This window comes from Streptomyces sp. NPDC060366 (assembly GCF_042725135.1).
Lineage (GTDB): Bacteria > Actinomycetota > Actinomycetes > Streptomycetales > Streptomycetaceae > Streptomyces.
Map to the genome: position 1 here is coordinate 83,026 of NZ_JBHXDC010000008.1, position 23,043 is coordinate 106,068.

Consider the following 23,043-nt stretch of genomic DNA (forward strand, 5'->3'; position numbering starts at 1 on the left):
GGGCATGACCACTTCCACCCGCGCCGGTTCAGGTGCCAACGCCGTCCTCGCGGTGGCCCCCGCCGCCCCCGCCGAAGCCGCCGCCCACTTCGCGGCGCGCCTCGCCTCGTACACCGATGTCTCCGACGTCGCCGCCGCGCTGTCCACCGGCGCGGACCCGGGCTTCGTCCTGCTGGACTCACGCTCGACGGAGTCCTGGGAGCAGGGCCATGTCCCGGGCGCCGTCCATCTGCCGACCGCGCTGATCCCCGGGCGGGCGCAGGAGTTGCTCGACAGGTCCGTGCCCGTCGTCACGTACTGCTGGGGCCCCGGCTGCGACGGCGCCGCCCGCGCGGCCCTCGCACTCGCACTGCTCGGCTACCCGGTGAAGGAGATGCTCGGCGGCATCGAGTACTGGATCAGGGAGGGCTTCGAGATCGAGACGGGCACGGGCCCGGGTGCGGGTGCGGGGCCGCGGGACGCCGGCCGAAGGGAACGGCGCGAGCCCGACCCCCTGACGACACCCCGCGCCGCGGCGTCCTGCGGCTGCTGACCGGACCCGATCAGCCCGCCCGGCGCGCGGCTGAGCGCGGCCGAGCGCGCCGGACAGCCGCGTCGCGTCCACCCGCCGTACGGAGCGGCCACACGCCGTACGGAGAAGGCGCCCGGCGTCATCACGCCGGGCGCCACCGTTCAGAGCTTGGACAGCTCGTCCACCAGATCGTCCAGCCCCAGCGAGCCCTGCGACAGCGCGGCCATGTGCCACGCCTTCGCGTCGAACGCGTCGCCGTGCCGCTCGCGCGCGTTCGCCCGGCCCAGCAGCCACGCCCGCTCGCCCAGCTTGTAGCCGATGGCCTGGGCCGGCATCGACAGATAGCGGGTCAGCTCGCTCTCCACGAAGTCCGCGGGCCTGCCGCTGTGGTTCCCGAAGAACTCCTGCGCCAGACCGGGCGTCCAGCGCTCACCCGGGTGGAACGGCGAGTCCGCCGGGATCTCCAGCTCCAGATGCATCCCGATGTCCACGATCACCCGGCACGCACGCATCATCTGCGCGTCCAGATAGCCGAGCCTGCGCTCGGCGTCCGGCAGGAAGCCCAGCTCGTCCATCAGCCGCTCCGCGTACAGCGCCCAGCCCTCGGCGTTCGCGCTGACACCGCCCACGGACGCCTGGTAGCGCGAGAGCTGGTCGGCGACATGGGTCCACTGCGCGATCTGGAGGTGGTGGCCGGGAACGCCCTCGTGGTACCAGGTCGACACCAGGTCGTACACCGGGAAACGCGTCTCGCCCATCGTCGGCAGCCAGGTGCTGCCCGGACGCGAGAAGTCCTCCGAGGGGCCGGTGTAGTACGGCGCCGCCGCACCGCCCGCCGGAGCGATACGGGACTCCACCTTCCGTACCCGGTCGGCGAGTTCGAAGTGGGTGCCGTCCAGCGCCTCGATGGCCTCGTCCATCAGGGCCTGGAGCCACTTGCGTACCTCCTCCACGCCCTCGATGTGCTCGCCGTGCTCGTCGAGGTGGGCCAGCGCCTCCCAAGGAGTCGCGCCGGGGAGGATCTTCGCGGCTTCGGTGGTCATCTCGGCGTGCAGCCGGTGGTACTCGGACCAGCCGTAGGCGTAGGCCTCGTCGAGATCGAGGTCCGTGCCGTTGAAGTAGCGCGACCAACGGGCGTAGCGCTCACGGCCCACCGTGTCGCTCGCGCCCCGGACGGCCGGCGCGTACACGTCGCGCATCCAGTCGCGCAGTGCGGCGACCGCGCCGGTGGCGCCGGCCGCCGCCGCGTCCAGCTCCGTACGGAGCGAGTCGGGCCCGGCGGACGCGAACTCGTCGAACCAGCCCCTGCCGTCGCCCGCCCACTCCGTGAGCTGGCCGACGAACGTCGCGGTGGGACGGGGCCCGGCCGGCAGATTCCGCTCCAGGCCGAGGGCCAGCGACTCGCGGAACCCGTCCAGCGCGGCCGGTACGGCGCGCAGGCGCTGGGCCACAGCCGCCCAGTCCTCGTCCGTCTCGGTCGGCGTCACGGTGAAGATCTCGCGGACGTGGTGGGCGGGGGAGTGGATGTTGCTGACGGCGCGCAGGTTCTCCTCGGCGTCGTGGACGGCGAGTTCGGCGGTGAGCCGTTCACGGAGCAGCCTGGCGCAGCGCCGCTCCTGGTCGTTGTCGGCTCCCGGCAGCTTCGTCGCGATGTCGAGCTTGGCGAGGGTCGCGCGGGCGAGGTCGGCGACCTCCCGCGCTCCGGCCGGTGAGAAATCGGGCAGGCGGCCGGAGCTTGCCGCGACGCCCAGGAAGGTACCGGTGATCGGATCGAGTTCGATGAGTGCGTCGACATAGGCGTCGGCGACCTGGCGGGGCAGCGCGCTGCTGGAGGTGTCTGGCATGGCGACATCCTCTCCGAGCGAGGACCGCGCGTCACCCTACTTCAGGACCGCGTTGCCGGTGGAATGGCTGATGAAGGCGGCATGAGGGGACCGCAGTCCCACTGCTGGAAGACCAACCGCGTCTCGACACGGGCCACTTCCGGCCGTGAGGTGAACTCGTCCACCACGAGCCGCTGAAGATCCGCCGTGTCGGCCACCGCGACAAGGACCAGATAGTCGTCGGGCCCGGTCAGATGGAACAGCGAGCGGGACTCCGGCAGGCCCCGGATACGCTCCACGAACGGCTTGATCAGCTCGCGGCGGTGCGGCCGGACCTGCACGGACAGCAATGCCTGGAGCCCACGGCCGAGTTTGGCCGGATCGAGGCGCAGCTGGTGTCCCAGAATCACACCGGAGCGGCGAAGTCTGGCCACCCGGTCCAGACAGGTGGACGCGGCGACGCCGACCTCGGCGGCGATCTCCCGGTAGGTGGTCCGTGCGTCGTTCTGCAACAGGCGCAGTATGTGCAGATCGACCGTGTCCAGTACGACTGACTCACTCATCCGGCGAACGTAACACGGAGGATTCCCCGGGGTTCCCGCCGGATGTTCAGAGTGCTCCCATGGACTCCCTGGATGCCGACGGCATGACCGAACCCGTAGCCGTACCCCTGTCCGCGACCTTCCCCCGGGCGCTGGCGACCGAGGCCGTGCACGCGGGTCGCGAGGACCTCGCACGGCTCGGTGTGCACGCGGCGCCGATCGATCTGTCGACGACCTACCCCTCCTACGACACCCGTGACGAGGCGGCGCGGATCGACGAGTTCGCCGCCACCGGCGCCCGCCCCGAGGGCCCGCCCGTGTACGCGCGCCTGGACAACCCGACGACGGCCCGCTTCGAGACGGCGCTCGCCCGGCTGGAGGGCACCGAGAGCGCGGTCGCCTTCGCGAGCGGCATGGCGGCGCTCACCGCCGTCCTGCTCGTACGGTCCGGACTGGGCCTGCGCCATGTCGTCGCCGTACGGCCTCTCTACGGATGCAGCGACCACCTGCTGACCGCCGGCCTCCTCGGTACGGAGGTCACGTGGACCGATCCGGCGGGCATCGCCGACGCGATCCGCCCCGACACCGGCCTGGTGATGGTCGAGACCCCCGCGAACCCGACCCTCGCGGAGGTCGACATCGCCGCCGTCGCCCATGCCTGCGGCTCGATACCGCTGCTGGTCGACAGCACCTTCGCCACGCCCGTGCTGCAACGGCCCGTCGAGCACGGCGCGCGGCTCGTCCTGCACAGCGCGACGAAGTATCTCGGCGGGCACGGCGACGTCCTCGGCGGAGTCGTCGCGTGTGACGAGGAGTTCGCGCGCAAGCTGCGCCAGGTGCGGTTCGCGACCGGCGGTGTCCTGCACCCGATGGCCGGCTACCTGCTCCTGCGCGGTCTGTCCACGCTGCCCGTGCGGGTACGGGCGGCCTCGGCCACCGCGGCCGACCTGGCCCGCAGGTTGGCCACCGACCCGCGCATCGCCCGCGTCCACTACCCGAGCATCGGCGGGGCGATGGTCTCCTTCGAGGTGTACGGGGACCCGCACGAGGTGATCGCCGGCGTCCGGCTGATCACCCCGGCGGTCAGCCTCGGCAGCGTGGACTCGCTCATCCAGCATCCGGCCTCCATCAGCCACCGGATCGTGGCGGAGGGAGACCGGCGTTCGGCCGGGGTCAGCGACCGGCTGCTGCGGATGTCGGTCGGCCTGGAGGATGTCGAGGACCTCTGGCGGGATCTGACCGAGGCGCTCAGCGCCCGGTCCGGTCGCGTGTCGCGATCCCCGGAGTCCCGGAGCGGGGCTCGTACGTGACCTCGTACGGCGCCCGCTACCGGGTCCCGTACGTAGCACCCGGCCGGATGCCGTACGACGTCCCGTGTGCCGTCTCGTGCGTTGTCTCGTCCGTGGCGGCCGGCGCCTGCGGCTCGTCCGTTCCCTTGAGACGGGCGGTGACGACCAGCGTCCCACCCTCTATCTGGTAGTCCAGCGGCAGCCCGAGTCCGCGCATGGCGGCGACCATGCCGGTGTTGGACGCCTGCGTGACGGCGTACACGCTCGCGCAGCCCGCCTCGACGGCGAGCGCGACCAGCCGGCCGAGGAGTTCGGAGCCGATGCCGCGCCGCTGCCAGGCGTCCTCGACGATCAGCGCGACCTCGGTCTCGTCGCCGTCCCACAGCAGGTGGCCGAGCGCGACGAGGCGTCCGGACGCCGTCTGGACCTTCAGCGTCCGCCCGTGCCGCGGGCTCAGCAGATGGTCGAGATAGCGGTCCGCGTCGCCCACCGGACCGTGGTAGCGCAGGCCCAGGGTGTGCTCGGAGCAGCGCTCGTGCATCGCCGCCGCCGCGTCGACATCGCTCTGGTCGGCGCGGCGCACGGTGATCCTGCCCTCGGGCAGTGTCAGGACGTCCCGGCTGCGCGGGACGCGCGGGCCGAGGCGCGCGTCGAGTTCGACCAGGGCGCGGGCCCTGGCGAACTCGGTCGGCGTGAACGGCAGATGGTGACGCTCGACGGTGATCGTGCCTCCGTTCGGGTCGCGCATCCGCATCGTGGTGCTCTCCAGGATGCCCTCGACGGGAGCGCTCTCGCCGATCGGACGGCCGGTGGGGGAGACGGCGGGCAGCGAGTGGATCGTGCAGCGGCCGAGCAACTGGCGTAGGGCCAGGGGCAGTTCGGCGGCGTCCAGGGCGGTACGGGTCGCCAGGCCCAGCACCCGGGTCGGCGCGTCCACGAGATCGTGCGCGTCGGCGCGCTCGATCCAGATGTCGCTGCCGCCGGCGAGGGAGATCTCGCGGGTGAGCTGCCGCGCGGGCAGCGCGGCGGGCGCGCGCAGCAGGAACTCGTCGACGGTGCCGGTGGCCAGCGGGTGCGTCTGGAGCGTGAGGATGTCCACCCGGCGGCGGGCGAGGACAGTGCAGAGCGCGGCCAGCGAACCGGGCGCGTCACGCACGGTGGCCCGCATCCGCCAGAGCGCGGTTGCGGTGTCCGTGGCGTCGTCGGTCTGCCCCTCGGCCCCGGCCGGAGCGCCTTCGGGTGTAGCCGACGCGCCGCCGGTTGACGCACCGCCGGCCGACGGCGCGTCAACCGGCGGCGCGTGGCCGTGGCGCCTTGACCACCATGTGTGGAATGCGGCCGTGATGATCAGGGCGATCGCGGAGACGACGAGCAGGAAAGGTCCGTCCGGCCCGTGCGCGATCATGTTCGCGACAGCGTCGGCGACCGCCACCGCGGTGAACAGGGCGGCCAGTTCGACGAGATCCCGGCGCCAGTGATGGGGGCGCCGGGCACTCTTCGATGAAGTCACATCGGTCATGACCTCACTGTGACGGAGCGGTGTTGCGCGATCACGAACGTACTGTGACTGATGGGTAAAAGATGCTTCTGTTCGCCTATCAACTACTTTTGGTTGATTTATGGCGTGCGATGGCCGCGCCCCGTTCCACCTTGACGACCGGGGCGGGGCCCGCGTCCTCCGCCGAGGCTACCCGCCCCGGACACCCGGGGCCTACTGGCCGACCCGGCCCGGCTTCAGCACCTTGCTGAACAGCACCTTGTTCCCCTCGGCCCGCAGCCGCACAGTCAGCTCGCCGCTGCCGCCGTCGATGTCCACCTCGCCGAAGTACTGCGACGACTCCATCGGTGAGACGTTCGCCCGGTCCGGCGCCTGGACGAAGACACGGTTCGGCCCGAAGGTCCCGTCCAGCGCGTTCGCCTGGAACCCGCCCGCCGCCAGCGGACCCGACACGAACTCCCAGAACGGCGCGAAGTCCTTGAAGGCCGCCCCCTCCGGCTCGTAGTGCTGCGCCGACGTGTAGTGCACGTCCGCCGTCAGCCACACCGTGCCGGTGATCCTGCGGTGCTTGATGAACCGCAGCAGATCGGCGATCTGGAGCTCCCGCCCCAGCGGCGCGCCCGGATCGCCCTGCGCGATCGCCTCGATGTTCGCCGTACCGTCCGGCACGACCAGACCGATCGGCATGTCGGCCGCGATGACCTTCCACACCGCCCGCGAGCGTGACAACTCGCGCTTGAGCCAGTCCAGTTGCTCGGCGCCGAGAATGCCCGTCGTGTCGTCGGCCTGCCGGCCGGGCGAGTTGGCGTTGCGGAACGAGCGCATGTCCAGCACGAACACGTCGAGCAGCGGCCCGTACCGCACCACCCGGTGCACCCGCCGGTCCTCGCCGCGCGCGCGGAGCGTCGGCACCGGGAAGTACTCGCCGAACGCCTGGATCGAGCGCGCCGCCAGCACGTCGACGTCCTTCTCCTGGTACCGGACGTCGTCCAGGATCTGCCCCGGATACCAGTTGTTGCGCACCTCGTGGTCGTCCCACTGCACGATCGTCGGCACCTGCGCGTTGAACCGGCGGACGTTGTGGTCGAGCAGGTTGTAGCGGAACTGGCCCCGGTACTCGTCCAGCGTCTCGGCGACCTTCGACTTCTCCTCCGTGACGATGTTGCGCCAGACCCGCCCGTCCGGCAGCGTCACCGACGGCACCAGCGGCCCGTCCGCGTACACGGTGTCGCCGCTGCACAGGAAGAAGTCCGGGTCGAGCCGGCGCATGTCGTCGTACGCGCGATAGCCGCCGATGTCCGGGTTGATGCCCCACCCCTGGCCGGCGATGTCGCCCGACCACAGGAACCGCACGCCCTGCCGGCGCCGCGCCGGGGCCGTACGGAACGTGCCGTACACCGGCTCGCTCGTACGCCGGGGGTCGTCCGGGTCGGCGAGCGTCACCCGGTAGTGCACCTGCTCACCGGCGGGCAGTCCGCGCAGCGGCGTCGTTCCCGTGAAGTCGGTGCCGGGGCCGAGGAGCGGACCGTGCCAGGTGCGCGCGCGGCGGAACGACTCGGTCGCCGACGTCTCCACCAGCATCCGCGCGGGCCGGTCGGAACGGATCCACACCAGTCCGGACGACGAGGTGACGTCGCCCGTCTGGACACCCCAGTCGGCGCTCGGCCGGCCGGAGCGCGCCTGGGCGGGTGCGGCGCCGGCGACCGTTGCGGCGACGGCGGCGGTCGTGGGCAGGGCCAGTGCGGCGGAGGCGGCGAGGGAGCCGCGCAAAACGGTGCGGCGGTCCGTGGCGGGACTGGGGGAACTGTTCGTCATCGAAGTGCCTCCTGCTGCGGGCTCGGTAGGACCGTGACCTGGGGAATGGTGCGACGTGCCATACGTAGCGCCCGGCGACGGCCGGCACACGAACCCCGGGTGAACAACCCGCCCCCCGGACCCGCTCTCCCCGGACCCGCCCCCTACGCCCCGTCGTTCACCACCATGCCCGGCATCAGCCCCGCCCGACCGCCTCGGCCAGCAGCCGCACCCCGCGCGTGATCTCCGACGGCGACTGGTGCGCGTACCCCATCACCAGCCGCACCCGGCCGTCGTCCGGCCGCGCCGTCCCGTGGTACGCCAGCGCCCGCAGCGCGACACCGGCAGCCGCCGCCCGCTCCAGGAACCGCGCCTCGGGGCCGTAACGCCCCGGCAGCAGCGCGATGACGTGCAGACCCGCCGCGATACCGCTGACCTCGGTGCCGGGGAAGTGCTCGTCCAGCGCCGCGATCAGCGTGTCCCGGCGCCGCTGGTACGCCAGCCGACAGCGGCGCAAGTGGCGGTCGTAACCGCCCTGTTCGACGAAGTCCGCGAGCAGCGCCTGCTCCAGTACGGGATTGCCGAGGTCCATCGTGCGCTTGCGCTCGACCAACTCCTCGGTCAGCTCCTCCGGCGCCAGCAGCCAGCCGATCCGCAGCCCCGGCGCCATCGACTTGCTGACCGAGCCCATGTACGCCACGCGCTCCGGGTCCAGGCCCTGCAACGCGCCGACCGGGGCCCGGTCGTAACGGAAGTCCCCGTCGTAGTCGTCCTCCAGGACGAAGCCGTCCACCGACCGTGCCCAGTCGAGGAGTTCGGTCCTGCGCGCCGCCGAGTAGGCGATACCGGACGGGTACTGGTGGGCCGGGGTCGTCAGCACCGCGCGTACACCCGCCCGCGCCGCCGCGCCCGGCACCAGACCCTCCGAGTCCACCGGCAGCGGCACCGAACGCAGCCCGGCCGAGCCGAGCACCGCGACGTTCTCCGGGCTGCCGGGGTCCTCGACACCCATGGTGCGGACCCCGCGCCGGTGCAGCGCGAACCCGAGCAGCGTCATCGCCTGCGCCACCCCCGAGCAGACCAGCAGCCGCTCCGGATCGGCCACCACCCCCCGCCGCCGGGTCAGCAGCGCCGCCAGCGCCGTACGCAGCTCCGGCAGGCCCCGCGGATCCGGATAGCCGAGCGCCCGGTGCGGCAGCCGCGCCAGTACGGCCCGGTGGGCGGCGCCCCACGCGGCGCGCGGGAACAGCGAGAGGTCGGGCGTACCGGGTACGAAGTCGGCCCGCGCGCCCGGCGGATGGGGCGCCCGGTCGCGCACGGCAGGGGCCGCCGCCCGCACGGCGTCGCCCACCCAGGTCCCCGAACCGTGCCCGCTGCGCAGATAGCCCTCGGCAGTGAGCTGTTCGTACGCGTCGGTGACCAGGCCGCGCGACACACCGAGATCGGCGGCGAGTTCACGGCTCGACGGCAGCCGGGTACCCGCCGCCAGCCGCCCCGACCGCACCGCCTCACGCAGGGCCGACTGGAGCACACGCCCACGGCGCCGGGCGGGCGCGGACGCGAGCAGCACGTCCCACGCGTCGGTCCACGCCGTACGCGACCCGGCGGCCGTCCCGTCCACGCGACCGGCCGCGCCGTCACCCGAAGTGCCCGAAGTGGTTCCCGATACCGTCATGGAAGTGGACCTTAAACCGGACCACCTTCCTCCGTAGCGTCGCCCTCATGACAGCCACACCCCGGGGCAACTCCCTGACCGGCATGCTTCTCGCCGCCTTCGCCTGCACGCTCGTCGGAGCCTCTTTCACCGCCAACAGCGTCCTCGGCGACTACCCGTACGCCGGCGGCCAGGCCCTGCGCTACGGCATCGCCTGTCTGCTGCTCCTCCCGCTCGTCGCCCGGGGCGCCGCAGCGCCCCTGCGCGCCCTCACCCGCCGGCAGTGGGGCCGGCTCGCCGCCGTCGCCGGGGTCGGCATGGTCGGCTTCAACCTCTCCGTCATCGCCGCCGAACGCACCGCCGAGCCCGCCGTCCCCGGTGTCTTCGTCGGCTGCGCGCCCGTCGTCGTCGCCGTCCTCTTTCCCCTCCTCGGCCGGCGCCGCCCCGCGCGCGCCGTCGTGTACGGCGCGCTGCTGGTCGCCGTCGGCGCGTTCACCGTCCAGGGCTGGGGGCGTACGGACGCCGCCGGCATCGGGTGGTCGGTCGCCGCGCTCGTCGGCGAGGTCGGCTTCGCCGTACTGGCCGTACCGGTGCTGCGTCCGCTCGGACCGAAGCTGCTCTCCGCGACGGTGGCCGGCGTCGCCGCGATCGAGTCCACGATCGCCGGACTCGTCCTGGACGGAACCGGGTTCGTGCGCGTCCCCACCGGCGAGGAGGCGGTCGCGCTCGGCTGGCAGGCGGCCGTGGTGACGGTGGTCGGATTCATCTGCTGGTACATGGGCATGCAGCGCATCGGCGCGGAGCGGGCCACGCTCTTTTCCGGCCTCATCCCGGTGGCGGCGGCCCTCACCGCACCCTTGGTGGGCACCGGGGCCTACGGGCCCGCGCAGGCCGCCGGGAGCCTGCTCGTGGGCATCGGTGTGGCGCTCGGCTCCGGGGCGTTCCGGGCGCGGGCCGCGGCCCGCCGGGTCGCGGAGAGGGAGCGCGTCCCCGCCCCCTGACATGCCTGTATGTGTCTGTCCCGACACGTCAGGTCCCCGCCTCCGGGTCTCCCACCTGCTGATGTTGTCGTTTCACGCCAAACCCGCGAACTCTGCGTGAACGGTCTGTGGCAGAGTGCGATTCCGTTCGGGAGTGCGCGCAGGATTGGTCTTGACCAACGCGATCGGCCGTCCTACTCTCGGAGAGTTAGTGCAGGAACCTTTAATAAACAAGTGCATGGAAAAGCCGCCGGGGACACGGCGATTGCGGAGGATCACGGTGGGGACCACGCAGCTCGAAACGGTGCCGGAGCCCAAGTACTGGCACCTCAAGACCGTGCTGGGCGAGGCGCTCGACTCCGACTTCGCGGTCGGTGAGGTGCTGCCCAACGAGCGTGACCTCGCCGCCCGCTTCGGCGTCGCGCGCGCGACGCTCCGTCAGGCGCTCGAACAGCTCGAACTCGAAGGCCGGTTGCAGCGCCGCCGCGGCGTGGGCACGACCGTCGCGCCGCCGCGGATGGGTGTCGACGTGTCGACCACCCAGCAGGAGTGGCCGGGCGCGGACCCGGACGCCTGGCAGCCCGTCGACTCGGTGACCGCCGCGCCGCCCGTCGCCGTGGCCAAGATGCTCGGCAGGGACGCGGCCGACGAGGTCCACACGGTCCGCAGGACCCGTGTGACACACGGCCAGACCGTGGCGGCCGAGTTGCTGTACGTCCCCTCGGAGTCGGTGCCCGAGCTGCCCGCCATAGACATCCCGTCCGGCCCCGCCCGCGCGCGCAGCGTGCTGCGTGAGCTCCAGCGGCTCGGCATGGAGGGCCAGGACCGCGCCGTGGAGCTGGGCTCGGCCCGCGTGGACGACGCCAAGGAGCTCGACCGGCTGCCCGGCGCGCCCGTGCTAGTCGTCACGACCCGCTACCTCGCCGGGGGCCGTACGGCGGCCGTCTCGGTGGCGACGTACCGGGCCGACACCTGCCGGCTCACCTTCGGGGACACGGGCGACGTAGAGATAAGCCACCACCCGGACGAGCGCAAAGCCTCCTGACGGCTGTTCTTCGTCCCACCGCGGGCCTGTCACCAGGCCCGCGACGCCTGAACGGGCACTGCCCCCGTAGCCCCCCCGAGGGGGCACGGGGGCCCTGCGTTCCCGGGAGTCGGCCAAGTACGGCCGGTCATCGACGACAACGCCGATCCGCCGATCCTCGAAGACCAGCCGGAGGCCCTAGCGGCGGGCCGTCACCGTCGCGTCGACCGCGAACAGTTGTTCCTCGACATGGTCCAGCGCCAGACGCAGCGCACCCGTGGCCACCGCCGCCTCGCCCAGCAGTGACAGCGTCACCCGGGGCGGGCGCAGACAGTAACGGGACAGTTCGTCGCGCAGCGGGTCGAGTACGCCGTCGAGACCGGCCGCCCAGCCGCCGATGACCACCAACTCGGGGTCGAGCGCCAGGACCAGGGCCGCCACGTCGTGGACCAGCCGCTGGATGAAGCGCTCCATCGCCTGCTTCGCCCCGACGTCACCCTGCTTCGCCAGCGCGAACACGCGGGCCACCGCCCGCTCGTCCAGCGGATGCAGCGGCTCGTCCGTCGTCGAGAGCAGCTTCTCCGGTGTCACCTCGCGGCCCAGCAGATGCAGCGCCCCGATCTCACCTGCCGCGCCGCCGAAACCACGGTGCAACCGGCCGCCGATCAGGGATCCCGCCCCCGGGCTCAGACCGGCCAGGACGAACACGATGTCGTCCGATTCGGTGGCCGCACCCTTCCAGTGCTCGGCCACGGCCGCCGCGTTGGCGTCGTTCTCCACCAGGACCGGGCAGCGGAACGAGCGGCGCAGCCGCTCGCCGAGCGCCAGGCCCGTCCACTCGGGCAGCGCCGTACCGAGCCGTACCGTCCCGTCGGCCTCCACGATGCCGGGGCTGCCGACACCGACCGCCCGCAGCGAACTGCGTGCCACCCCCGCGCGGCGCAGTACGTCGGAGACGACGACCCGCACCCGGTCCAGCCGCTCGTCCGCCGACGCCGTCTCCGTGGCATCGCGCGAACTGGCGCCGATGATCCGGCCGTCGAGACCCGACAGCAGCGCGGCGACCCGGTGCGGCCCGATCTCGATGCCCAGCAGATGCCCGGCCTCGGCCCGGAACCGGAACCTGCGCGCGGGACGGCCCTGTCTGCGGGCCTCGCCCTCGCCCGGCGCCGCCTCCATGACCAGACCGGTCTCCATCAGCCCCTCGACGACACCTTCGACCGTGGGCCGCGACAGACCGGTGATCCGGGTCAGATCGGTGAACGTGGGGCAGTCGGCGCCCCGCAGGGCGTGCAGCACCACCGCGGAGTTGATCCGCCGCAACAAGGAAGGGTCCCCGCCGGTCAGCCGCCCCACGGTATGTCCTCCAAGCTCGTGCGCGTGTCTGCCGGATGGTACTCGGTGGTCGCCGAGGCGGCTAACGGTCGACGACACGGAGACCTCGCGGTGCCGGAAAGCTCCCGATGACGGCCGGAAGCCACCGTTCACGGGGCACGTCTGACGGCATGCCAATTGTCAGTGCCGGGCGCTTTACTGGAGTCATGAGCACCGCACGGCACGTCGCCACCATCGATCTGCTGTGTGCCCGGTCCTTCCCCGCCGAGCGCGCCGCGTCCGAGGCGGGGACGAGCGGGCCGGGGTATCACCTGGCGGAGCTCGCGAGCGGCGACGGCTTCTGGGAGGACGACGGGACGCGCCGCGCCCAGGAGGCGGAGCAGTACGAGGCCGAATGCGCCGCCCTCGCGTCGGTGCTGGCCGCGCGGTGGGGGGAGCCGCAGCTCGTCAGCCTCTGGAGCACACGCGTGCGCGCCGGCGAGGGCGAGGAGATACCGGAGCCGTGGCGCGAACTGTCGGCCGGAGTGGGTTACGTACACCTGTGGCGCAGCGAAGGCCGCTGGGTCGCGGTCGGCGTGTCCCAACACGGCGAGGAACACCCGTTCCAACTCCTCGCGGCCGTCACGGAGACGGACCCGCCGTAGGCACAGGCCCTAAGCCTGCGTCCTGTCCGGCATTCCCGCCGCCACCCGCAGCCTGCCGAACTCCTCCGCCATCGTCTGCGCCGTCCAGTGCGCGTTCAGACCGCTCGGGTTGGGCAGTGCCCAGATGCGGGTCGTGCCTATCGTCCGCGTCTGCGGTCCGATCGCCGCCGCCCGGTCGCCGAACGCCGTGCGGTACGCGGTGATGCCGACGACCGCCAGCCAGCGCGGCCGCAGCCGCTCCACCTTCGCCACCAGGCGCCGGCCGCCCTCCCGGTACTCCTCGTCGCTCAGTTCGTCGGCCCGCGCCGTCGCCCGTGCCACGACGTTGGTGATGCCGAGGCCGTAGGTGAGCAACTCGTCCTGCTCGGACGGCGCGAGCTGCCGCGGGGTGAAGCCCGAGAGCCGCAGCACCGGCCAGAAGCGGTTCCCCGGCCGGGCGAAGTGGTGGCCCGTCGCCGCCGACATCAGACCGGGGTTGATCCCGCAGAAGAGCACACCCAGATCCGCCGCGACCACGTCGGGGATGACACGGTCGCGGGCGGCGGCCAGCTCCTCGGGCTTCACTTCCCCGGCTTCAGAGGATCGACCCGGGCGTGTATCCGGCGGCCACGGGGTGCCGCTTCACGATCTCCTCGATCCGGGCGAGCACGGCGGCCACCTGGTCGCCGGCCGCGCCGGTGAACGACAGCTTGTCGGCCATCAGCCCGTCCAACCGCGCCCGGTCCAGCGGCATCCGCTCGTCGGCCGCGAGCTTGTCCAGCAGCTCGTTGCGCTCCGCGCCGCGCTCGCGCATGGCGAGCGCCGACGCGACCGCGTGCTCCTTGATGACCTCGTGCGCGGCCTCCCGGCCGACCCCCGCGCGTACGGCGGCCATCAGCACCTTCGTCGTCGCCAGGAACGGCAGATAGCGGTCCAGCTCGCGGGCCACGACCGCCGGGAACGCGCCGAACTCGTCGAGGACCGTCAGGAACGTCTCCAGCAGCCCGTCGAAGGCGAAGAACGCGTCCGGCAGCGCCACCCGGCGGACGACGGAGCACGACACGTCGCCCTCGTTCCACTGGTCACCGGCCAGCTCGCCCGTCATCGACGCGTAGCCGCGCAGGATCACCATCAGCCCGTTGACGCGCTCGCAGGAGCGGGTGTTCATCTTGTGCGGCATCGCCGACGAACCGACCTGGCCCGGCTTGAAGCCCTCGGTCACCAGCTCGTGCCCGGCCATCAGCCGGATCGTCTTCGCCACGGAGGAGGGACCGGCGGCGAGCTGCACCAGCGCGGTCACCACGTCGTAGTCCAGCGAACGCGGATACACCTGGCCGACCGAGGTGAAGGCGTGGCCGAAGCCCAGATGCCCCGCGATCCGGGACTCCAGGTCGGCGAGCTTCGCCGCGTCACCGCCGAGCAGGTCGAGCATGTCCTGCGCCGTGCCGACCGGACCCTTGATCCCGCGCAGCGGGTAGCGGGCGAGCAGGTCCTCAAGCCGGCCGTAGGCGACCAGCAGCTCGTCGGCGGCCGTCGCGAAGCGCTTGCCGAGGGTGGTCGCCTGCGCGGCGACATTGTGCGAGCGGCCGGCCATGACCAGCTCCGCGTACTCCCCGGAGAGCCTCCCCAGGCGCGCGAGCACCGCCACCGTACGGTCGCGCATCAGCTCCAGCGAGAGCCGGACCTGCAACTGCTCTACGTTCTCCGTCAGATCCCGCGACGTCATGCCCTTGTGGACCTGCTCATGACCGGCGAGCGCGTTGAACTCCTCGATCCGCGCCTTCACGTCGTGGCGGGTGACCTTCTCGCGCTCGGCGATCGACGCCAGATCGACCTGGTCGAGCACCCGCTCGTAGTCGGCGAGGGCGGACTCGGGCACCTCGATGCCGAGATCCCGCTGGGCCCGCAGCACGGCGAGCCACAGCTGCCGCTCCAGCCTCACCTTCTGCTCGGGGGACCAGAGCACGGCCAGCTCCGCCGAGGCGTAGCGGCCGGCGAGGACGTTGGGGATACGGGGCTTCACAGACGCAGCAGTCACGTAGCCGGATTCTACGTGGCCGTTCCCGCTGGTCCGAGCCGCGCCCTTGTCCGTAGGGGATCCGTACGGGAAGAGGCAGGATCCGAAAGGCAGGCCCTACGCCTGCTCGTGCCGCACGCCCGCGTCACCGGGCAGCGGCTCGTACGGCAGCAGCTCCGGCCGCTTCGGCGCCCTGCCGTCCCCCGACGACCGGCCCGTCAGCCGACGGCCGATCCACGGCCCCAGATGCTGCCGCGCGAACCTGGCGTCCCCGGTGCGCCGCATCAGCCAGCCCGTGGGCAGCGCGGGCGCCAGCTCCGCGCGCCAGTCGTCCGCCGGCTCCATGCCCAGCGCCTGCCACACGGCCTCGGCGACCCTGCGGTGGCCGTCGGCGGTCAGATGCAGCCGGTCCACGTCCCACATGCGCTGCTCGCCGAGCACCCGCGACCCGTACAGATCGACCACCACCGCGTCGTGCCGCGCGGCCAGCTCGTCGATGAAGGTGAAGAGGTTCTCCCAGCGCGACTTGAAACGTTCCGTCACCGGACCCCGGCGGACGGGGCTGTGCATCAGCACCAGCCGTCCGCAGTTCGGTGCCAGCCGCTCGACCGACTCCTCCAGCTTCCCGAGGACCAGACCCGGGTCGTACTTGGGCCGCAGTGTGTCGTTCAGCCCGCCGACCAGAGTCACCACGTCCGCGCGCATCGCGGCGGCGGCGTCCACCTGCTCGTCGAGGATCTGGCCGATGAGCTTGCCGCGTACGGCGAGATTCGCGTAGCGGAAACCGGGCGTACGGGCGGCGAGACGGGCCGCGAGCAGATCCGCCCAGCCCCGGTACGACCCGTCCGGCTGGAGGTCCGACATGCCCTCGGTGAACGAGTCCCCGAGGGTGACCAGGCTGGTGTACGTGGCGTTCTTCTCCATGGCCGAGCGATCGTATCGCGCGCCCCGGGCCCTCCCGGACGGGGCCTCAGGTCCCCTGCGAATGCCTCCCGACCAGCTCACGCAGCACGTCCTCCATGGTCACCAGACCTTCCAGCTTGCCGTCCTCGTCCAGCACGGCGGCCAGGTGCGTACGGCTGCGGCGCATCGCCGTCAGCACGTCGTCGAGCGGGGTGTCGGCCCGCACCTGGGCGATCGCCCGCATCCCGGAGACCGGCAACGGCTCGTCGCGCGGCATCGCGTCCAGGGCGTCCTTCACATGGAGGTAGCCGAGGATCCGCCGGGACTCGTCCACGACCGGGAAACGGGAGAATCCGGAGTCGGCCGCCAGCGCCTCCAGGTCGACGGGGGTGATCCCCACCCGTGCCGTCACGACCTGGTCCAGCGGCATGACCACGTCCCGTACGGGCCTGCGTCCCAGCTCCAGCGCGTCGTGCAGCCGTTCGGCGGCGCGGTCGTCCAGGAGCCCGGCGTCACCGGCGTCGGTGACCATCCGGGACAGTTCGGCGTCGGAGAACGTCGCCGACACCTCGTCCTTGGTCTCCACGCGCAGCAGCTTCAGCAGCACATTGGCGAACGCGTTGACCGTGAAGATCACCGGACGCAGCGCACGGGCCAGCCCCACCAGCGCCGGGCCGAGGAGCAGCGCCGTGCGCACCGGCTCCGCGAGCGCGATGTTCTTGGGCACCATCTCGCCGAGCAGCATGTGCAGATAGGTCGCCAGGGCGAGCGCGATGACGAACGAGATCGGGTGCACCACCCCGTGCGGCACACCCACCGCGTCGAAGACGGGCTCCAGCAGATGAGCGATGGCCGGCTCGGCGACGATGCCGAGCACCAGCGTGCACAGCGTGATGCCGAGCTGGGCGGCGGCGAGCATCGCCGAGACGTGCCGCAGGCCCCACAGGACGCTGCGCGCACGCCGGTCGCCCTCCTCGGCGGCGGGCTCGATCTGGCTGCGGCGCACCGAGATCAGGGCGAACTCCGCGCCGACGAAGAAGGCGTTCACGACCAGGGTCAGCAGTCCGACGAGCAGCTGGATCACGGTCATCGTCCGGCCCCCCTGCCGTGGTCGTCGCCGTCTTCGTCCTCGGCGGGCGCCGGCAGGGGCGCGTGCAGCAGTACGCGGGCGGCGCGGCGCCCGGAGGCGTCGACCACGTCGACGCGCCAGCCGCCCAGCTCCACGCGGTCGCCCTCGACGGGGATCCGCCCGAGTTCGGTGGCGACGAGACCGGCCAGCGTCTCGTACGGCCCTTCGGGCACTCGCATCCCGATGTTCCACAGCTGGTCGAAGCGCGCGGCGCCGTCGGCCGACCACAGGTCGCGGCCGTCGGCGTCCTCGCCGGCGCGGGCCAGGTCGGACGTCTCGTGCGGGTCGTGCTCGTCACGTACCTCGCCGACGACCTCCTCGACGATGTCCTCCAGCGTCACGACACCCGCCGTCCCGCCGTACTCGTCGATCACGACCGCCATGGTGCGGTTGCCGGAGAGCCGGTCCAGCAGCCGGTCCACGGTCAGCGACTCCGGTACGAGCAGGGGGTCACGCATCAGCTCGGACACCGTCGTACGGGCGCGCCGCCCGTCGGGGACCGCCAGCACGTCCTTGATGTGGGCGACGCCCACGACGGTGTCGAGACTGTCGTGGTAGACGGGGAAGCGGGAGAGCCCGGTGGCGCGGGTGGCGTTGGCGACGTCCTCGGCGGTGGCCTGTACGTCGAGTGCGGTGACCTGTACGCGCGGCGTCATCACGTTCTCCGCGGTCAGCTCCGCGAGATTGAGGGTGCGTACGAACAGTTCGGCGGTGTCCGCCTCCAGCGCGCCCTCCTTGGCGGAGTGCCGGGCGAGCGCGACCAGCTCCTGCGGACTGCGGGCCGAGGCCAGCTCCTCGGCGGGCTCCAGGCCCAGCCGCCGCACCAGACGGTTCGCCGTGTTGTTGAGATGGCTGATGAACGGCCGGAAGGCACCGGTGAACACCCGCTGCGGCGTGGCGACGACCTTGGCGACCGCCAGCGGCGTGGAGATGGCCCAGTTCTTGGGGACCAGCTCGCCGACCACCATCAGCACGACGGTCGACAGGGCCGTACCGATGACCAGCGCCAGCGACGACGCCACGGACGGCGAGAAGCCGACCGCCTCGACGGGGCCACGGATCAGCTTCGCCACCGAGGGCTCGGCGAGCATACCGACGACCAGATTGGTCACCGTGATGCCCAACTGGGCCCCGGAGAGCTGGAAGGTGAGGCTGCGTACGGCCTTCATGGCGCTCGCCGCGCCACGCTCGCCGTTTTCGACCGCCCGTTCGAGGTCGCTGCGTTCCACCGTCGTCAGGGAGAACTCGGCGGCGACGAAGGCTCCACAGGCCAGCGCGAGCAGCACGGCCACCAGGAGCAGGAGCACTTCGGTCATCGGTTCACCTCCGTCCCATGATCGGTCAGGGGCCGGCGGGCGGCGCGATATCCGCCGCTGTCGGTGAAGACGCCTGTGTCATGTCCTGAGCGAACGGCCCAGCATAGTGCCGTGATCGGGAGCGGCGACGGCCACCGGCCTACTCCTTGTGCCCCGTCGTGGCGACCGTGACGCCGAGGCCGATCATCGCGAATCCGCCGGCCCCGCCGACCATGGCGAGCCGCCTCGGCGAGCGGGCGAACCAGCCCCGCGCCGTGGCCGCGGCCAGCCCCCACACGCTGTCGCACACCACCGCGATGACGTTGAAGACCAGTCCGAGCAGCAGCATCTGGAGCGTGACGTGTCCCTGGCCGGGGTCGACGAACTGGGGAAGCACGGCGGCGAAGAAGACGATGTTCTTGGGGTTGGCCACACCGACGGCGAACCCTTCCCAGAAGGTGCGCAGATCGCTCCGCGCGGGAGCGTCCCCACCGAACGACGCGTGCAGCGAACCACGCCGGCGTATCGCCTTGATCCCCAGGTAAATCAGGTACGCGGCGCCCACCAGCTTCAGCGCCGTGAACGCGACGACGGAACGTTCGACGACGGCCCCGACCCCGAACGCCACGCCCACGACGAGCACATAGGCCCCCAGTGCGTTCCCCGCCACCGTGGTCAGCGCGGCGCGGCGCCCCTGCGCGAGGGCCCGCCCCACCACGAAGAGCACGCTGGGGCCGGGAATGACGATCAGCAGGAACGACATGGCCGCGAAGGCGAGGAGACGGTCGGGGGTCGGCATGGCGCGGATCGTAGGTGTGCCGTCCCGCCCCCTGCCACCGGTTTTCCGGCCACCGCCCTCGGCCCCCGGGCCGGTCAGTCGGCGAGTGGCTTCACCCAGCGCCGCCACTGCTGCTGGGGGCCGTACCCGGACGCCTCCCACGCCCGGTGCGCGAGCGTGTTGCGGTCGAGCACCATAGCGTCGGCCCGCCGTCCCCCCAGCCGGACGAAGCGCTCCTCGGCGGCCGTGAGCAGGGCCGCCCCGATGCCCCGGCGCCGCCGGTCCGGATGGACGGCGAGCCGGTAGAGGTGGCAGCGCCACCCGTCGAAGCCGGCGATCACGGTGCCGACGAGCTCCCCGGCCCGCTCGGCGACGATCAGCGCATCCGGATCGCGGGTGACCAGCCGTTCGACGCCCTCGCGGTCGTCGCTGATGCTGGTGCCCTCGGCCGCCATCTTCCAGAAGGCCAGTACGTCGTCGAGATCGGCCCGCGTCGCGGGCCGGATCCGGAGCTCGCCGTCCGTGCCCGGCCCGTTCGTCATCGCTACGTCCATGGACCGATCCCAGCACCGGGCCGCCCGCGCCGTCGAACGGATTCCGCGATGTGGTCGGCCCCCGGTCCAGGACGCCGACGGCGCACTTGCCGACGCTAGCGTCCGCGCGCTAGCTTGGTCGGGTGGCGAAGACTCAGTTGAACGTACGCGTGGACGAGACCACCGCGGAGGCCGCCCGGCGGCAGGCGGGTCGGCGCGGGATGAGTGTGAACCGCTACATCGAGGAACTCGTGAAGCAGGACGCGGGTGAAATCGGGAAGACCTTCGTCGAGTCCGCCGCCGATTTCATGAAGCAGTACGAGTCCGTGTTCGCGGAGGAGTTCGACACGGACACCGCCCCCACGGGCCGGGGCAAGGACCGCGGCACACGGCGGGGCGCGGGGCACGAGGGCGCACGCTGAGGCCGGATCCCGGTCCGGCAGGATTCGCGGCCGATGACCGGGACACCTGAACCACCCGACTGCGTCGTGTGCGGCGGGACCGTCGCCCCCGACGGCCACTGCTGGGACTGCGGCGAGCCACAGCCCGCCTACCGCTCGCACATCGAGACCACGCTCGCCACCGTCGCCGCCGGCGTCAGTGACCGCGGCAAGCGGCGCGGCGTCAACGCGGACGCCATGGCGCTGACCGCGACCGGCGCCTGGACGATCGGCGTCGTGTGCGACGGAGTGTCGATGTCGCCCCGCGCGGAGCGTGCCGCGCGTGTCGCGGCCGACGTCGGCGCGGACCGTCTGCGGGCGGGACTGCGGGAGGGAACGCTGCCGGAGACCGTCCTCGTGGACGCCGCCGCCCGCGCGGGCCGCGCCGTCAGCGCCTTGGCCGCCTCCTTGGACGAGGCCCCGGCCTGTACGTACGTCGCGGGCATCGCAGGCCCCGAGGGCATCTGGTGCGCCTGGATCGGTGACAGCCGCGCGTACTGGCTGCCCGACGACGGGACGTGCATGGCGCTGACCGAGGACGACTCGGGCCGGCACGACGCCCTGACCGCCTGGTTGGGCGCCGACGCCGGCGAACCCCTCGCGCGCGTCCGGAGCTACCGCCCACCGGGACCGGGCCGACTGCTGCTGTGCACGGACGGGTTGACGCGCCATCTGCCGGAGGCCGAAGGACTGCGCGCCGTCCTCGCCCGACGCAGGCACTCAACACCGGTTGGCCACAGCCTTCTTGAGGACGCGCGAGTGCTGATCGGGTACGCCATGGACGCGGGCGGGCAGGACAACATCACCGCACTGCTCATCCACGTCGGGGATACTGATCATCGCGAACTCCCCGCCTCCGCCCCCTAGTGAGACAGCTGCCCCCATGGAAAACGCCGATTCTTCTGACTCACCGTCACATGCCAACCTCACGTTACGGATCGATCTGTCCTGGCTCCTCATGGTCGCCGAGCACAAGATGCCCGGTGATCCCCAAGTCACCGACTGGGGCGCGCTCGTGGGCGCCGTCAGCCGGCACGAGGCCGAGATATTCGGCACCCCCGTCTACAGCGACCCCCACAGCCGCGCGGCGGCCCTGTTGCAGAGCCTCCTGCACGTGCCCGCGCTGGAGCGGTCCAACGCCATGTACGCCTCGGCCGTCGCGTACGGCTATCTCGTCGCGAGCGGCCTGAAGGTCGTCACCTCGCCCGAGCAGGTCAGGGACCTGGCCAAGCTGGTCAAGGACGGCAGGGCAGACGTACGCGTCATCGCCGAGGAGTTGCGCGGCTGGAGCCTGTGAGCCCTGTCGTCGCCGGGCCACGCCTTGTCAGACCAGATCCGCCCGCGGTCGGTACGCCACGCCGAGCACGCACGGCGAGGTCGGTGTCCGCGGGCCGGGATCCGGTACCCGCAGTGAGCGGTGCGTGCCGGACTCGAAGCCCGCGTCGTGGATCGCGGCGAGTGGGTCCCGTGCCGGATGGCAGCCGCCGAAGAGCGTCGGCCACACCGTGCGCTGGAGCGCCTTCTGCACCGTCGCCATGCCACGCTCCCGGGCCAGCCCGTGTTCGAAGAAACGCAGCTCACCGCCGGGACGCAGGACCCGGCGGACCTCGGCGAGCGCCCGTGGCACGTCCCGTACGGTGCACAGCACCAGGGAGGCGACGGCCGCGTCGAAACCCTCGTCCTCGACGGGCAGCGCCTCCGCCGTGCCGGGCCGCACGTCCACCGAGACCTCGGCCCGCATCGCCGCCCTCACCGCCAGTTGCCGCAGGCCGCGCTCCGGCTCGATCGCCACGACCTCGGAGACGGCGGCCGGGTAGTGCGCGAAGTTCAGCCCGTTGCCCGCGCCGATCTCGACGACCCGCCCCGACAGACCGGCCAGCAGCTCCGCGCGGAGGGCCGCGATACCGCCCTTCGTGTCGGCGGCGACACTCATCCGCGCGTAGAAGCGCGCGAAGATCGGGTGGTGCACGGAGTCCTTGGGGGGCATGCGGTTGCGTAGATGCATGTGGCGGGTCTCCTCCGGCGTACGGGCGACACCGCGATTGTTCCCCGTACGGCTCCGCTCAGCAGCTCATGGGCCGGAACTCGTTACCGTTCCGCCGACGCGGTGTGTGACCCGGCATCCGACGCGGCACCCGAAGCAGTACCGGACCGGGCACCCGACAGCGCGTCCGCCGTGAACCGCGACGCGTCCCAGCCCCCGCCGAGCGCCGGAGCCAGCCAGTGCGCCGCGCTCGCACGGAACCGGGCCGGGGCGAGCGCGCCCGCGCCGTGCGGTACGGCCCCGAGCAGCGGGGCACCCGCCACGTCCGGCAGATCGGCCAGATTGCAGCGCGCCGCCAGATCCGGCACGGCCGGCCAGCTCCCGATCACCACACCGAGCGCCGCCAGCCCGCGCACCCTCAGTGCCTCGGCCGTCAGCGCGGTCACGTTGAGCGTGCCGAGCCCGGCGGGCGCCACCACCAGCACGGGCGCGGCGAGCAGCCGGGCGGCGTCCGCGAGTGTGCCGCCCTCCTCGTCGAACCGTACGAGCAGCCCGCCCGCGCCCTCGACCAGCACCAGATCGTGTTCGGTGGCCAGTTTCCCGGCCGTCTCGGCGATGTCTTCGGCCCGCACCGGCGGCGCACCCGCCCGCCGGGCCGCCGTGGCGGGCGCCAACGGCTCGGGGAACCGCGCCAGTTCGACCGTCGTGACACCGCCCGCCAGACGTATGACCTCGTCGACGTCCCCCGGCTCACCGGCGCCGACACCGGTCTGCGCGGGCTTCAGCACCGCGACGTCGAGGCCCCGGGCCAGCGCGGTCGCGGCCACGGCAGCCGTGACGACGGTCTTGCCGATCTCCGTCCCGGTCCCGGAGACGATCAGTACCGGCATC

Annotated in this window: 23 protein-coding genes; 8 read left to right on the forward strand and 15 right to left on the reverse strand. The window is 72.3% G+C overall.

What is annotated here, in order from left to right; genetic code table 11:
- The first annotated feature begins 4 nt into the window (after positions 1-4).
- Entirely contained in the window at positions 5-532 is a 528-nt protein-coding gene (locus ACFWHU_RS20730) for a rhodanese-like domain-containing protein (RefSeq protein ID WP_387226193.1), read from the forward strand.
- 140 nt (positions 533-672) lie between these two features.
- On the opposite strand, the gene ACFWHU_RS20735 is transcribed toward ACFWHU_RS20730, so the two are convergent.
- A complete protein-coding gene (locus ACFWHU_RS20735) occupies positions 673-2,355 on the reverse strand; it encodes a DUF885 domain-containing protein (RefSeq protein WP_387226195.1) in 1,683 nt (560 codons plus the stop codon).
- Between the two features lie 41 nt (positions 2,356-2,396).
- Complete coding sequence (locus tag ACFWHU_RS20740; RefSeq protein ID WP_078078511.1) at positions 2,397-2,897, reverse strand: Lrp/AsnC family transcriptional regulator; 501 nt, start codon at positions 2,895-2,897, stop codon at positions 2,397-2,399.
- An 83-nt stretch (positions 2,898-2,980) separates the two neighbouring features.
- On the opposite strand from ACFWHU_RS20740, the gene ACFWHU_RS20745 reads away from it, so the two are divergent.
- Positions 2,981-4,186 (forward strand): trans-sulfuration enzyme family protein, encoded by a 1,206-nt coding sequence (locus tag ACFWHU_RS20745; RefSeq protein WP_385803082.1) that lies wholly within the window; start codon positions 2,981-2,983, stop codon positions 4,184-4,186.
- A gap of 16 nt (positions 4,187-4,202) precedes the next feature.
- Here the strand turns inward: ACFWHU_RS20745 and ACFWHU_RS20750 are convergent, their stop codons facing one another.
- From ACFWHU_RS20750 to ACFWHU_RS20760, 3 genes are all read right to left on the reverse strand, one after another.
- Positions 4,203-5,684, reverse strand: coding sequence for a GNAT family N-acetyltransferase (locus ACFWHU_RS20750; RefSeq protein ID WP_387226198.1), 1,482 nt, complete (start codon positions 5,682-5,684; stop codon positions 4,203-4,205).
- Positions 5,685-5,876: 192 nt separating this feature from the next.
- The gene (locus tag ACFWHU_RS20755; RefSeq protein ID WP_387226200.1) at positions 5,877-7,478 is read right to left on the reverse strand and encodes an alkaline phosphatase D family protein; all 1,602 of its coding nucleotides are present in this window, start codon (positions 7,476-7,478) and stop codon (positions 5,877-5,879) included.
- 175 nt (positions 7,479-7,653) lie between these two features.
- Complete coding sequence (locus tag ACFWHU_RS20760) at positions 7,654-9,132, reverse strand: PLP-dependent aminotransferase family protein (RefSeq protein ID WP_387226202.1); 1,479 nt, start codon at positions 9,130-9,132, stop codon at positions 7,654-7,656.
- 47 nt (positions 9,133-9,179) lie between these two features.
- Here ACFWHU_RS20760 and ACFWHU_RS20765 point away from each other — a divergent pair, with 47 nt between their 5' ends.
- Complete coding sequence (locus ACFWHU_RS20765; protein ID WP_385803021.1) at positions 9,180-10,112, forward strand: DMT family transporter; 933 nt, start codon at positions 9,180-9,182, stop codon at positions 10,110-10,112.
- A 259-nt stretch (positions 10,113-10,371) separates the two neighbouring features.
- On the forward strand, positions 10,372-11,136 hold the full coding sequence (locus tag ACFWHU_RS20770) for a GntR family transcriptional regulator (RefSeq protein WP_385803023.1): 765 nt from the start codon (positions 10,372-10,374) through the stop codon (positions 11,134-11,136).
- Between the two features lie 177 nt (positions 11,137-11,313).
- Here the strand turns inward: ACFWHU_RS20770 and ACFWHU_RS20775 are convergent, their stop codons facing one another.
- Positions 11,314-12,471, reverse strand: a complete 1,158-nt coding sequence (locus ACFWHU_RS20775) for an ROK family transcriptional regulator (protein ID WP_385803025.1) — start codon at positions 12,469-12,471, stop codon at positions 11,314-11,316.
- Positions 12,472-12,656: 185 nt separating this feature from the next.
- Here ACFWHU_RS20775 and ACFWHU_RS20780 point away from each other — a divergent pair, with 185 nt between their 5' ends.
- Positions 12,657-13,094, forward strand: a complete 438-nt coding sequence (locus ACFWHU_RS20780; RefSeq protein WP_387226205.1) for a hypothetical protein — start codon at positions 12,657-12,659, stop codon at positions 13,092-13,094.
- A gap of 9 nt (positions 13,095-13,103) precedes the next feature.
- On the opposite strand, the gene mug is transcribed toward ACFWHU_RS20780, so the two are convergent.
- From mug to ACFWHU_RS20815, 7 genes are all read right to left on the reverse strand, one after another.
- Complete coding sequence (gene mug, locus ACFWHU_RS20785; RefSeq protein WP_387226207.1) at positions 13,104-13,658, reverse strand: G/U mismatch-specific DNA glycosylase; 555 nt, start codon at positions 13,656-13,658, stop codon at positions 13,104-13,106.
- A 10-nt stretch (positions 13,659-13,668) separates the two neighbouring features.
- A complete protein-coding gene (gene purB, locus ACFWHU_RS20790) occupies positions 13,669-15,111 on the reverse strand; it encodes an adenylosuccinate lyase (protein WP_387226209.1) in 1,443 nt (480 codons plus the stop codon).
- Positions 15,112-15,207: 96 nt separating this feature from the next.
- A complete protein-coding gene (locus ACFWHU_RS20795) occupies positions 15,208-16,014 on the reverse strand; it encodes an SGNH/GDSL hydrolase family protein (RefSeq protein WP_385803032.1) in 807 nt (268 codons plus the stop codon).
- Positions 16,015-16,060: 46 nt separating this feature from the next.
- Entirely contained in the window at positions 16,061-17,083 is a 1,023-nt protein-coding gene (locus tag ACFWHU_RS20800; protein WP_385803034.1) for a hemolysin family protein, read from the reverse strand.
- A complete protein-coding gene (locus ACFWHU_RS20805) occupies positions 17,080-18,438 on the reverse strand; it encodes a hemolysin family protein (RefSeq protein ID WP_385803036.1) in 1,359 nt (452 codons plus the stop codon). Before ACFWHU_RS20805 ends, ACFWHU_RS20800 begins: the two co-directional genes overlap by 4 nt.
- Positions 18,439-18,577: 139 nt before the next feature.
- Positions 18,578-19,216, reverse strand: a complete 639-nt coding sequence (locus ACFWHU_RS20810) for a LysE family translocator (RefSeq protein WP_387226212.1) — start codon at positions 19,214-19,216, stop codon at positions 18,578-18,580.
- Positions 19,217-19,290: 74 nt separating this feature from the next.
- Positions 19,291-19,749 (reverse strand): GNAT family N-acetyltransferase, encoded by a 459-nt coding sequence (locus tag ACFWHU_RS20815; protein WP_385803040.1) that lies wholly within the window; start codon positions 19,747-19,749, stop codon positions 19,291-19,293.
- 122 nt (positions 19,750-19,871) lie between these two features.
- Here ACFWHU_RS20815 and ACFWHU_RS20820 point away from each other — a divergent pair, with 122 nt between their 5' ends.
- Genes ACFWHU_RS20820 through ACFWHU_RS20830 form a run of 3 tightly spaced genes read left to right on the forward strand, consistent with a single transcriptional unit; the run spans position 19,872 to position 21,465 of the window.
- Complete coding sequence (locus ACFWHU_RS20820) at positions 19,872-20,150, forward strand: toxin-antitoxin system HicB family antitoxin (protein WP_387226215.1); 279 nt, start codon at positions 19,872-19,874, stop codon at positions 20,148-20,150.
- A gap of 33 nt (positions 20,151-20,183) precedes the next feature.
- A complete protein-coding gene (locus ACFWHU_RS20825; RefSeq protein ID WP_387226217.1) occupies positions 20,184-21,035 on the forward strand; it encodes a PP2C family protein-serine/threonine phosphatase in 852 nt (283 codons plus the stop codon).
- A gap of 16 nt (positions 21,036-21,051) precedes the next feature.
- Positions 21,052-21,465 (forward strand): fic family toxin-antitoxin system, toxin component, encoded by a 414-nt coding sequence (locus tag ACFWHU_RS20830; protein ID WP_385803046.1) that lies wholly within the window; start codon positions 21,052-21,054, stop codon positions 21,463-21,465.
- 27 nt (positions 21,466-21,492) lie between these two features.
- On the opposite strand, the gene ACFWHU_RS20835 is transcribed toward ACFWHU_RS20830, so the two are convergent.
- Both ACFWHU_RS20835 and bioD read right to left on the reverse strand, forming a co-directional pair.
- A complete protein-coding gene (locus ACFWHU_RS20835) occupies positions 21,493-22,173 on the reverse strand; it encodes a class I SAM-dependent methyltransferase (protein WP_385803048.1) in 681 nt (226 codons plus the stop codon).
- Positions 22,174-22,256: 83 nt separating this feature from the next.
- Positions 22,257-23,042, reverse strand: coding sequence for a dethiobiotin synthase (gene bioD, locus ACFWHU_RS20840; protein WP_387226219.1), 786 nt, complete (start codon positions 23,040-23,042; stop codon positions 22,257-22,259).
- Position 23,043: the final 1 nt, after the last annotated feature.